Source organism: Nocardia sp. NPDC003269, assembly GCF_042888005.1.
In the GTDB taxonomy this organism is placed as follows: Bacteria; Actinomycetota; Actinomycetes; order Mycobacteriales; family Mycobacteriaceae; genus Nocardia.
The window spans coordinates 1,533,862-1,545,705 of record NZ_JBIAPA010000003.1; the positions used below are offsets into that span (position 1 = coordinate 1,533,862).

10 protein-coding genes are annotated in these 11,844 nt (G+C 71.0%); 7 read left to right on the forward strand and 3 right to left on the reverse strand.

Features of this window, described 5'->3' with window-relative positions; translation table 11 throughout:
* The first annotated feature begins 17 nt into the window (after positions 1–17).
* Positions 18–1,199: an MFS transporter gene (locus ACFYWJ_RS27105; RefSeq protein WP_355282538.1), complete on the forward strand. Its 1,182-nt coding sequence runs from the start codon at positions 18–20 to the stop codon at positions 1,197–1,199.
* Between the two features lie 129 nt (positions 1,200–1,328).
* Positions 1,329–1,679, forward strand: coding sequence for an Lsr2 family protein (locus ACFYWJ_RS27110; RefSeq protein ID WP_355282535.1), 351 nt, complete (start codon positions 1,329–1,331; stop codon positions 1,677–1,679).
* A 24-nt stretch (positions 1,680–1,703) separates the two neighbouring features.
* Here ACFYWJ_RS27110 and ACFYWJ_RS27115 read toward each other — a convergent pair whose 3' ends face one another.
* Positions 1,704–3,500, reverse strand: coding sequence for an FAD-dependent oxidoreductase (locus tag ACFYWJ_RS27115; protein WP_355282532.1), 1,797 nt, complete (start codon positions 3,498–3,500; stop codon positions 1,704–1,706).
* A 101-nt stretch (positions 3,501–3,601) separates the two neighbouring features.
* Between ACFYWJ_RS27115 and ACFYWJ_RS27120 the strand changes: the two genes are divergently transcribed.
* The gene (locus ACFYWJ_RS27120) at positions 3,602–4,258 is read left to right on the forward strand and encodes a TetR/AcrR family transcriptional regulator (protein WP_355282530.1); all 657 of its coding nucleotides are present in this window, start codon (positions 3,602–3,604) and stop codon (positions 4,256–4,258) included.
* A 25-nt stretch (positions 4,259–4,283) separates the two neighbouring features.
* Here the strand turns inward: ACFYWJ_RS27120 and ACFYWJ_RS27125 are convergent, their stop codons facing one another.
* A complete protein-coding gene (locus tag ACFYWJ_RS27125) occupies positions 4,284–6,344 on the reverse strand; it encodes an AMP-binding protein (RefSeq protein WP_355282528.1) in 2,061 nt (686 codons plus the stop codon).
* A gap of 218 nt (positions 6,345–6,562) precedes the next feature.
* Complete coding sequence (locus ACFYWJ_RS27130; protein WP_355282525.1) at positions 6,563–7,324, reverse strand: class I SAM-dependent methyltransferase; 762 nt, start codon at positions 7,322–7,324, stop codon at positions 6,563–6,565.
* 158 nt (positions 7,325–7,482) lie between these two features.
* Here ACFYWJ_RS27130 and ACFYWJ_RS27135 point away from each other — a divergent pair, with 158 nt between their 5' ends.
* The 4 genes from ACFYWJ_RS27135 to ACFYWJ_RS27150 all read left to right on the forward strand — a co-directional run bounded on the left by ACFYWJ_RS27135 (position 7,483) and on the right by ACFYWJ_RS27150 (position 11,840).
* Positions 7,483–8,649 (forward strand): helix-turn-helix domain-containing protein, encoded by a 1,167-nt coding sequence (locus ACFYWJ_RS27135; protein ID WP_355282522.1) that lies wholly within the window; start codon positions 7,483–7,485, stop codon positions 8,647–8,649.
* Between the two features lie 82 nt (positions 8,650–8,731).
* The gene (locus tag ACFYWJ_RS27140; RefSeq protein ID WP_355282520.1) at positions 8,732–9,286 is read left to right on the forward strand and encodes a nuclear transport factor 2 family protein; all 555 of its coding nucleotides are present in this window, start codon (positions 8,732–8,734) and stop codon (positions 9,284–9,286) included.
* Complete coding sequence (locus ACFYWJ_RS27145; protein WP_355282517.1) at positions 9,283–10,938, forward strand: AMP-binding protein; 1,656 nt, start codon at positions 9,283–9,285, stop codon at positions 10,936–10,938. The genes ACFYWJ_RS27140 and ACFYWJ_RS27145 overlap by 4 nt, the downstream gene beginning before the upstream one ends.
* A 191-nt stretch (positions 10,939–11,129) precedes the next feature.
* Positions 11,130–11,840, forward strand: a complete 711-nt coding sequence (locus ACFYWJ_RS27150; protein ID WP_355282515.1) for a hypothetical protein — start codon at positions 11,130–11,132, stop codon at positions 11,838–11,840.
* Positions 11,841–11,844: the final 4 nt, after the last annotated feature.

The following is an 11,844-nucleotide window of genomic DNA, read 5'->3' on the forward strand; positions in this document are numbered from 1 at the left end:
ATGCCGTGGGGACCGCGATGAGTACGAGGGCCGAGCTCGACGCGCCGTTCGTGGCGGGGCCGCGAAATCTGACCGTCGTCCACCTGCTCGTCCTCGCCATCGGCACCTTCACCCTCGGAGTGGACGGCTATGTGCTGGCCGGGCTGATTCCGGAGGTCGCGGCCGATCTGCGTGTCTCGATCAGTACGGCGGGGCAGCTGACCGCGCTGTTCGCGATCGTCTACGCGGTCGGGTCGCCGGTGATCGCCGCGCTGACCGGGAGCTGGGATCGCCGGGTGCTGCTGGCCGGCGGGATGGTCGTGTTCGTCGGCGGGCTGGTGTTGCAGGCCGCGGGGCCGAACTTCGCGACGGTGGCGGCCGGGCGGGTCGTCGCGGCGCTCGGAGCGGCGGCGTATCAGGCGAACGCGTTCAGCACGGCGGGGTTGCTGAGCGATGACGCGCATCGGGCCCGCGCACTGGCCGTCGTCGCGGGTGGCGGGTCCCTCGCGCTGGTCGCGGGACTCCCGTTCGGCATCCTGGCCGGGCACGCCTGGGGATGGCGCGCCGCGGTGTGGATCCTGGTAGTGCCCGCGGTGATCGCGGGGTGCGCGGTGGCGTTCCTCCCGCCCGCGCACGCGCCGAGGCTGTCGCTGGGTGACCGGCTGCGCATCCTGACCGACGCGCGGGTGCGGGCCATCCTGCTCGGCACCGTGACCGTGATCGTGCCCGCGTTCCTCCTCATCGCCTACCTGCCCACGGTCCTGGATGTCTCCGGCACGCTGATCGTGGCGGCGATGCTGGCTTTCGGGTGCGGGCAGGTCATCGGCACCACGATCGTCGCGCGACTCATCCATCGGCGGGGCGCGCCGTGCACGCTCACCCTCGGCGCGGCCGGGGTCGCCGTCGCCGCGGTCCTGCTCACGGCGGCCCGTACGACCACTCTGGGCGCGGTCGTCGCCATGATCGGCCTCGGCATCAGTGTCGGCATCTCGATCGTGCCGCAGCAGCACCGGTTCTTCGCGCTCGTCCCCGCGATCGCGCCGATCGCGATGGGCCTCAACGGGTCAGCGGTCTACCTCGCGGTCGCGCTCGGCGCCGGTCTCGGCGGCGGGGCGCTGGCCCTGGCCGGCGCGGTCGCGCTGGCGCCGACCGCGGCCGTGCTCGGGCTGCTCGCCGTCACCGTCGCGCTGGCGGTTCGCCCCGAGGACGTCGGCCGGTAGACCACCGCACCGCGCTCCCACCGAACGACGGGTAACCCCGAAATATCCCCGGGAGTGGGGCGGCGGAAGCGATCACCGGGCTCGCATTACGATCACTGAGGAAACAGCCCCTCATCGAACAGGATCCTCATGGCGCGCAAAGTCGTTGTCACCCTCGTCGACGATTTCGACGGCGCCTCCGCCGCCGACGAGACCGTATCGTTCGGCATCGACGGTGCGAGCTACGAGATCGACCTGTCGGAAACGAACGCGGCCAAACTCCGCGATGTCTTCGAACAGTGGATCCCGGCGGCTCGCCGCACCGGACGGATCAAGGCGAGCGGTCGCCGGTCCGAATCGACCACCTCGGCCGCCGCTCCGGCGCGACGCAACGATCTGACCGCGATCAGGACCTGGGCCAGCAACAACGGTCACCCGGTCTCGGCGCGCGGCCGGATCGCGGCCGACATCATCGCCGCGTATGAAGAGGCGACCGCCTAGCGACACGACCCGCGGCCGCGCGGGTCACCCGAGGTCGAACAGGTTCGGCTGACCCGCGCGGAAACGGGCGGCGTCGGCCGCCCGCAACGGCTCGAACGCCGGAATCGACTCCCGGGTGAACAGCTGCGCCGGTGTCGCCGCCGAGCCCGCGGCGGCGAGCAGGGCGTTCGCGGCGGTGCGACCCGCTTCGTTGGCACCCTCCATGGTGGCCAGGTCGAAGTTGGTCTGCACGTAGTCGGCGGCCAGGAACAGGTTGGGGACGCGGGTCCGCGCGGTCGGCCGGTTGTCCCAGGAGCCGATCGTGTTCACCAGCAGCGGTTCGTCGTTGGTGTTCTCGCTGCCGTTCCAGACGATGCCGGGGTCGATCATCCATTCGCGGACGATGCCGTCGGGCAGCTGGATCCGGCCGTCGTCGTTGAGCGCGGCGGTCAGCTGGGCCCAGGTCTCCTGGTAGATCTCCTGGTGGGTGCAGTATTTCGCGGGCTTGCCGAACAGGATGCCCGGGGTGTCCCAGTCGGCGATGTCGATGGTGAGACCGTCGGCGACGGAGCCGTCACCGTAGACGGCGGGATAGTCGACGTCCCAGAACGCGCGCTGGGTGTAGGAGGTCAGCCGCCACGGCGCGTCGAGGTAGATGTTGTAGCCCCGGCCGAGATCGAGCTGCTCGCTGACGAACATCTGCAGGCCGTTCATCCAGTCGAGATTCAGCGCGTCCATCCGGCCCAGCGCCGGATCCAGCTCCCGCAGTTCCGGTGTCCAGAGCGCGCGCGCCCGGTCGGTCGGCACGGCGCACACGTACCAGTCGGCCTCGACCCGCGCGGCGCCGCCGTGCGCACCCCGGATCCGGGCACCCTCGATTCGCCCGTCCGCGACCACGAATTCCTCGAGCGCCTCCCCCGGCCGGAATCGCACACCCATGCCCTCGAGCAGCGTGATCCACGGGTCCAGCCAGGCCTCGTTGGTCGGGCCGTTGAGCACCTCGTAGACCTTCGGCCCGCCGGTGAGCTCCCGCAGCAGCGCGAGGAAGAAGCCCTCCATCATGTTGCCCATCGTGCGGGTGCTGGCCACGTATTCCTTGGCCGCCACCAGCGCCCGGGTCAGGCCGGTCGCGGCGAGCGCCTGGAATTGCGGGGATCGGCTGCCCGCGCCGATGAAGTCCCACCAGCTGACGTGCTCCCACTGCCCGAAGCGCCGTTCCTCGCTCGAGGTCAGATAGGTGACCACCCGACCGGCCATGTGGATGGCCTCGGGCAGCGGGACGAGGTTGTTCTTCATGAACACCTCGGTCAGGATCCGTTGCAGCCCCATCGGGGTGAGCGCTTCGGCCGGATCGAAGTAGAAGCCGAACATCAGCGGGAAGCCGTCGGGCAGGTTGCCGGCGCGTGGGTAGCGCGGGTCGGTGACCGAGAACGGGATCAGGTTGTCGTACACGGTCTTCCGCGTGCCGGGCACCGGGATCCGGCGCATGGTGTCGTGCACGTGGTGGTAGAACGAGGTGAACCCGCGCGCGCCGTGTTCGCCCGGCAGTGCCGCCCGTCCCCCCGCCCCGGTGCCCGCCATCGGGATCGTGCGCGACTTCCCGCCGAGTTCCTTGCGATCGAAGACCGTCACCGCGAAGCCGCGTTCGGCCAGTTCGTGGGCGGCGGTCAAACCGCCGATACCCGCGCCGAAGATCGCGACGGTCGTGCCCGCCGGACTGTTTCGCCTCCGTGGACTCCCCTGTGCGGGCCCGGCGGCCAGCCCCGCGCTCGCGGCCACCGCGGCCGCACCGCGCAGCACGGTCCGTCGGCTGACCAGGTGGTCCTGCTGTCGAGCTGCCATTGATCGACCCCGTTCTCAATCTGACGATCGCGATCGTCACATGCTGACACAGAGTCGGCGCGGATGGGAGACAATGCCGACATGACGATCACGGTGACGCGGTGAGCACCCGGCCCGGCCGCACCTACGGCGGCCTTGGTGCCGAGGAACGGGCCGCCGCCCGGCGGGCGAAGCTGCTCGATGCCGGGCTCACGCTGTTCGGCACCGACGGCTACGCCGCCACGGGCGTCAAAGACCTCTGCCGCGAGGCCGGGCTCACCGACCGCTACTTCTACGAATCCTTCACCGGCACCAGGGAATTGTTCGCCGCGGTCTTCGACGGCGTCATCGACGAGCTGTACCGGTCGGTGGCGGCGGCCGTCGAGGCGACGCCTGCCCGGGGCACCGACAAGCTGCGCGCGGGCATCGGCACCTACCTCACCGCCCTCGATCGCGATCCGCGCAAGCTCCGGATCGTCTTCGTCGAACCGGCGGGCGCGGGCGCCGAAGACCTCATGCGCGAGGCACTCTGGCGATTCGCCCGGCTGGTCGCGGCCACCGGCACCAGCGCCAGGCCCGAGGAACACCCGCCCGCGGAGGTGATGGACATCTTCGCGCTCTCGGTGGTCGGGACGCTGGAGCGCGTCATCGTCGAGAAGCACAGCGGACGGCTGGATGTGCCGATCGCCGACCTGATCGACTATTGCGCCGCGTTCGCCGCCACGTCCCTGCGGGCGATCTACAGCGGACGGATCTCCGTGCCCGGCACCGCGGGCTGAGCGCGGTCGGCTCCGGCGACCGGGATCAGCCCGCCAGCCCCTCCGGATCGACCAGCAGCCGCTTGAGCACCTTGCCGGTCTCGCCCCGTGGCAGCGCGCTGAGGAAGGTGACATCGCGCGGTACGGAGAAGCGGCTCAGCCGATTGCGCACATAGGTGCGGACCATGTCCGAGTCGAGTCCCGAGCCCTCATGTTTGACCAGGAAGGCGGCCAGCCGCTGACCGAACTCGCGATCCGGCACCCCCACCACCGCGACATCGGTGACCTGCGGCAGATACGACAGCGCCTCCTCGACCGGGCGGGGGAAGACGTTCTCGCCACCGGAGATGATCATCTCGTCGTCGCGCCCGGCCACGAACAATCTGCCCTCGGCGTCGAGATAGCCCAGGTCACCGGTGTCCAGCATGCCGTCGGACTCCTCCGGCGGCGCATCGCTGACGTAGCCGTCGAACAGCATGTGGTTGCCGACGAAGATCCGCCCGATCATGCCGACCGGCACCGGCACGCGCTCGGGGTCGAGGACGGCGATGCGGGTGCCCAGCGGCGGGCGGCCCGCGGTGGTGGGGGCGGCCCGCAGTTCCTCGGGTCCGGCCACGCTGGCCCAGGAGACCTCGGTCGACCCGTAGAGGTTGTAGAGCACGTCGCCGTAGTCGGTCAGGAAGCGGTCCACCGTGATCGCCGCCAGCGGAGCGCCGCAGCTGATCACGTGCCGCAGGCTGCTCAGGTCGTAGCGGGTGCGCACCGTCTCGGGAAGGTCGACCAGGCGCTGCACCATGGTCGGCACCGCGATGAGGGTCTGGACCCGGTGTTCGGCGATGCGGCGCAGGCAGTCCTCGGCGTCGAAACCCTGGGACAGCACGACGGTGGCGCGCACGGCGGTGCTCAGTTGCAGCGCGGACAGTCCCCAGGTGTGGAACAGCGGCGCGGGGATCATCATCGTGCTGCCGACGTGGATCGGAATCCGGGACAGCAGCGCGACGAGGGTGTCGAAGCCCTTCGCGTGCGGCCGGCGGGCGCCCTTGGGGGTGCCGCTGGTGCCCGAGGTGAGCACGATCTGCCTGCCGGGCACGGTCGGCACCGGGAACTTGGTGCGGCGCAACGCGATCAGGTCCTCGATGGTGGTCTGATCCGGGCGCACCGGCCGGTCGTCGGTGCAGAAGCGGGGCAGATCGCGGTGCAGGTACTGCACGAGGTGCGCCAGGTCGGTGTCGACGAACAGCGCCGAGAGGCGGTGCCGCTGCACGATCTCCTCGATGCGCCGGCCGGACAGGCCGGCATTGAGCAGTGCCACGTCGACGCCGAGCTTGCCCGCGGCGACCATGGTTTCGACCATGCCGCAATGGTTTCCGGCCAGCAGGCCGACCGCATCGCCCGCCCGCAGGCCGACCTCGTACATCGCGCCGGCCAGCGCGGTGGTGCGCTTGTCGGTCTCGGCGAACGTCGCGGTACTGCCGTCGTCGAGCAGGGCGAGCTGGTCGGGGCTGTGCGCGGCGCCCGCGGCATACCCGCCCGCCAGATTGAATCCCCACCGGTACAGCGAGCGCAGCTGCCGGGCCGAGGTCAGCGGCGGTGCGACCAGGCCCGAGTTCACCCACCACCGCGCGATTTCGGAGCGGCGCCGGATCGGGGCCCGGTCACCGTTGGCCACCACCGACGTCCGTGCCCCGCGGACCAGGTCGACCGCCCGGCGCAGGCCGTCCTTGACCCAGTTGACGATCGTGGCGTTGGTCGCGCCGCGCAGCGCCGGATGCAGGCGGGGCGCCGCGAAGACGGTGACACTCACCGAGGTGCGGTCGTCGGCGCCGGTGAGCCGGACCATGGCGAAGCTGCCGGTCTCCGGATTGTGCAGTTCGAAGCTCTCGTACCAGCGCCCGATCGTCAGCGCCAGGCCCACCGTCCGGACACCGAGGGCGGCGTCGCCGACCCGGACCTGCCAGACGGTGCCGCCGTCGGGGTGCAGTATCCGCTCGCACCCGCCGATCCCGGTCCACAGGCGCGGGTAGCTCTGCGGTTCCAGCAGCACATCCCACAGCGGCCGGCGCGGGACGGCGAAGTCCACGGCCACATCGACGACGTCACTCGGCATTCGTTCGCGCTTCCGCAGGCCCGGCCACACTGCCGGGAAGTGCCTCGTCACCGCGGCCCCCGTGCCACGGCGGTGCCCGGTCGGCAGGCACTGCACCAGAACCCATGGTGGCGCGGCCCGCCGTGGGCGAACGAAAGATCTCCGGATTCTGGCGACCGAACGAAACGAGACCGGTCGCCATCGTGAAACGAACCAAACTTTCCGGCCGGACCGACCGGTCAGCGCGGCTTGCGGGCCTCGATGAGAAAGCGCGTCGAATGGGCGACGAACGGGCCGTCGGCGCGGATCTGTTCGTGGAGTTCCCGCAGCCGATCCAGGTAGCGCTCCACGGTGAACCCGGGAACGATCCAGATGACCTTGCGCAGGAAGTAGATCACCGCGCCGATGTCACCGAACTCCATCCGCAGTCGCGCCGACCGCAGGTCGGTCACCTCCAGACCCGCGGCTTCGGCCTGCGCGCGGGCGGTGTCCGGGTGCCGGCGCTCGCGCACGTCCCGAGGTTGCGGGCCGAGGAAGAACTCGCAGAGCTCGAACACACTGGCCGGTCCGACATGCTGAGCGAGATAGGCACCGCCGGGTTCGAGGACCCGGGCGATCTCGGCCCAGTGCACGGTGACGGGATGACGGCTGACCACCAGATCGAAGGCCCCGTCCGCGAACGGCAGCGGCGGCTCGCCGTCGTCGGCGACGACCACCACGCCCCGAGGACGCAGCAACGCGGTCGCGACGGCGACATTCGGTGGCCACGCCTCCGTCGCCGCCATGACCGGAGGCAGTCGCGGCACTCCGGCCAGCACCTCCCCGCCGCCGGTCTGCAGGTCCAGCCCCGCCGCGGCGGCCCCGAGCCGCTCCCCGATCAACCGCTGGTATCCCCACGGCGGCCGCTCCTCGGTGGCACGCCCGTCCAGCCAGGTGAAGTCCCAGCCGTCCACCGACACGGCCGCGGCCTCCGTCACCAAGTCGTCGAAGGTCGGGTGCACACCATGATCTTGCCCCACCGGCCGGTGGATCGATTGGTGCGGCGAACCGCGGAGGGTCGGATCGTGCCATCCAGCGGGACGGCGCGGGGGAAACTCCGCGGCGCGGCGGCATGCTGCTGACACTGTGGTCGAGACGTCCCCGCCAGTGGAGGTGCCGAATGGGTGCGACCGATCCCGCGCCGCCGGGTGCGGCGGAGTTCGCCGACGATCTGCTGCGGGTGGTCGAGTACTTCGACGGGTTCGCCGAGTCCGATGCCAATGCCGACACCGTGATCCGGGCGGCCGCGGTGCTGGCCGAGTGTCCGGCGGGTGCGCGGTGGCCGTCGGGGACCACGATCCGGTACGACGCGGCGGGGCGGCTGCTGGCCGCCGCCGCACCGCCGCCTACGGCGTTCGGTGTCGATCCGGTGGTGTGGCTGGAGCGGGCCGGGGACGCCCGCCCGCTCGACGCGGTGCTGGTGGCCCGGATGCGGCACTGCCTGCGAGTGACCTCGCGCCGGGGCGCCGCCGGGCCGACCGGGCTCGCCGATCCGGCCCTGCTCGAGGTGGTGCTCTCGGAGGAGCAGCGGCGGGCCGATCGGGTGCGCGCGATGCGGTTGCTCGGCGTCGACCCGGCGCGGCCACTGTGCCTGCTCGCGATCTCCGGTCCGGGCGCGGCCGACGCGGTGCGCATCATCGGCGCGCGCGTCCCGGTGGTCCGCTCGACGATCCTCGGCACCGTCACCGCCGTCCTCCTCCAGGACGGCAGCAGCTGTCGGGAACTGTCCGATGTGCTGAATGCCGCTGTCGTCCAAGCATTTCCAGCCTCGCGCCGGGGCGCCGACGGGCCCTGGGTGGGGATGGGCGAACGGCTGCCCGCGCTGGCGGCGGCCACCTCGTGGGAGCAGGCGCGCCGGGCGCTGCGATTCGCGTCCTCGACGTGGCACGGCCGCCGGGTGATCGCCTTCGAACGGCTCGGTTCACTCGCCCTGCTCGGCGAACTTCCGGTGCCGAAGCTGCTCGGCGCACCGGATGTGATGCGGCTCGACGAATTCGCCGCGACCGAGGCCGGGGCGCTGGCCGTCGACACGCTCGAGGCGTTCTGCCTGTTCGGTTCGCTGCGGCGCACCGCGGACGAACTGCATCTGCACCACAGCACGGTCGCCGCGCGGATCGCGCAGGTCGAGGCGGCGATGGGCTGGGACGTCGGCGAATCGCTCGACCGGTTCATGGCCACGCTGGCACTGATGATGCGGCGGATCGCCCTGTCCGCGGCCGAGCTGTCGCCCGACGGATCCGACGCGCGTCGGGCCGAGACGGACCATCCCGCGACAGGTGTCGGGTGATCTGGATCACTCCGGCGAGCGATGATCGGCGGGCACCGATGAGGCAACCGGGGAAACCCGGTGAACGAGAAGGAGTCCCGCCATGGCGGTCATCGATCCGACCAGCACCTGGGCGCCGCTGGAGCAGCGCCTGGCCGTCACCACGAACGAACGGCATCGCCAGGTGCTCGGCATCGTCATCGAGCACATGAAGGCCGAGGCCGCCCCCGACCTGGACGGGCTCATGCGGACCCTGGTGCCCGAACCCGCCTACCACTTCTGGAACGCGGGCCGCGATATCGGCCCGAAGGGGCGCGAGACCGTGCACACCTACTACTCCGACTTCGTCGCCAGCCGCAGCAATGTCCTCGAGTACGAGCTGGACCGGCTCGTCGTCGACGACGACTGCGTGGTGACCGAGGGCTTCCTGAAGCAGATCTACCCGGGCTCCTACGCCCTCCAGATCGGCATCCCTGTCGACGATCCCGACGCCGACTATCTGATCGTGTTCCGCCAGCTGCTGCTGTGGCCGATCGATGCCGAGGGCCGCATCGAGGGCGAGGACTCGTACCACTCCGGCCCGTCCGAGATCCGCAAACTGACCTTCGACGAATTGCCGCAGGAGTACATCGACCTCGTCCACCCGGGCGTGCGATGACGGACGGGAACCACGCGGACATCGCGACCATGCTGCTCGACCGGCTCGGCGATCAGCGCCTCGGGCTGCGCACCCGCGAGACCGACTGGACCTGGGACGCGGTCGTCCACGAGTCGGCCGCCCGCGCGGAACTGGCCCGGAGCCTGCGTCGCGACGGCCCGTTCCACCTCGGCGTGCTGCTCGACAATGTGCCCGATTTCGTCTTCTGGCTGGGCGCGGCGGCGCTGGCGGGCGCGACGGTGGCCGGGCTCAATCCGACCCGCGGCGACGCGCAACTGGCCGAGGACATCCGGTATGTCGACTGCCAGCTGATCGTCACCGACGCGGCGGGGATGGCGCGGCTGCGGCGGCTGGATCTGGACCTGACCGAGGACCGATTCCTGCTGGTCGACAGCCCCGACTACGCCGCCCGCGTCGATGCCCACCGGGTCGAGCCGACAGCGGTGGGTGGGCCCGCGGATCTGCTGCTGTTGCTGTTCACCTCCGGCACCACCGGGACCTCCAAGGCGGTGCGGTGCACCCAGCGCCGCCTCGCGGTGATCGCCGCCGCGGCGGCGGCGAAGTTCGGGCACGTCCGCGACGACGTGGACTACTGCTGCATGCCGCTGTTCCACGGCAATGCCATCATGGCGCTGTGGGCGCCCGCGCTGTCGGTCGGCGCGACGGTGTGCCTGACGCCGAAATTCTCAGCCTCGCAGTTCCTTCCGGACGTGCGGTACTTCGGCGCGACCTTCTTCACCTATGTCGGCAAGGCGCTCGGCTACCTGCTCGCCACCCCCGAAACCGCGCAGGATGCGGACAATCCGCTGGTCCGCGGTTTCGGGACCGAGGCGTCGGTCGCCGACCAGGACGAGTTCCGGCGCCGCTTCGGCGCGGCACTGCACGAGGGCTACGGCTCCAGCGAGGGGCCGAGCCTGGCCGCACTGGATCCGGCCGCACCGCCCGCCGCGCTCGGCAGGCCCGCGCATCCCGGTGTCGCGGTGGTGGATCCGGAAACCCTGCGCGAGTGCGCGCGGGCCGAGCTCGACGAGTACGGCCGGGTCCGCAATCCCGACGAGGCGATCGGGGAGATGATCGACAAGGCGGGCGCGCTCGTCTTCGAGGGTTACTACAAGAACGAGGTCGCCGACGCCGACCGGATCCGCAACGGCTGGTACTGGACCGGCGACCTCGGCTACCTCGACACCGACGGATTCCTGTATTTCGCGGGCCGCAAGGGTGATTGGTTGCGGGTCGACGGCGAGAACACCTCGACCCTGCTGATCGAGCAGGTGCTGCGCAGGCACCCCGCCGTCATCGCCGCCGCGGTGTTCGGGGTGCCCGATCCCCGCTCGGGCGATCAGGTCATGGCCGCCGTCGAAGTCGCCGATCCGGACGGCTTCGATCTCGACGAGTTCACCGAGTTCCTCTGCGCCCAGGACGATCTCGGCAGCAAGGGCATGCCCCGATTCGTGCGGGTCTCGGCGAATCTACCGGTGACCGGGTCGAACAAGGTCCTCAAGCGCGAACTCCAGGAGCAGGCCTGGCGGACGGAGGAGCCGGTGCACCGGTGGGCGGGCCGCGGCCGACCGCGGTACCGCCGCATGACCGACGCGGACCGACGTGACCTGGAATCGGAATTCGCCGCCCACGGCAGGCAGCGCATGCTGTGATCGCCCGCGTAAATTCACTGGCCCGCTGTGATTCAATGGCCAGGTGACGATGACAGCGCAGGGGTGGTGGCCGCGGTAGCGGCCATCATCGACTGTGCGTGCGGCCGCCCCCGGAGCGGCCGCATCCCGTCCTCGCGTCGGACTCGCGGTCCGCGCCGGTCGGCGGCCCCGACGAGAACGGGGTACCGGCAATGACTTCCGACCACACCAGCAACCAGCCGTTCGGCGGCTTCCTGGTCAGCTCCCGCGCACTGGGTGAGTACCGGGCGATGTTCGCCCTCACCGACGCGGACCTGCGCCGCCGCCTGCTGGACTGTCCCGGCGGCGCGGCCGGGTTCACCGCCGCGGTCCGGGGCCTCGGCGGCGACGTGACGGCCTGCGACCTCGCCTACGCGAACGGCGGCACCGCCGACGTCGCCGCCACCGCGGCGGGCGAGGTCGTGCGCGGCAACGACTACGTCCGCGCGCATCCGGAGCAGTTCCGGTTCACGTACTTCGCCGACCCGGGCGAACACCTGACGGTCCGGCAGCGCGCGGCCGAGCTGTTCGCCGCGCACAGCCGGACCGAACCGGACCGCTACGTCGCGGGCACGCTGCCCGGTCTGCCGTTCGGCGACAACGCCTTCGACCTCGTGCTCAGCTCGCACCTGCTGTTCAGCTACGCCGCCGACCTCGACTACGCGTTCCATCTCGCCGCGGTCCGCGAACTGCTCCGGGTGGGCACCGAGGCGCGGATCTTCCCGCTGGTCCCGATCGGAGCGGACGAACGCTACCGCGACCTCGACCGGCTGCTCGCGGATCTGCGCGAGCACGGGATCGAGGGGCGGATCGTCGATGTCGACTACGAGTTCCAGGCGGGCGCCCACCAGATGCTGGTGTGCCGCAAGCCTGCTCGGCCCTGAGTCG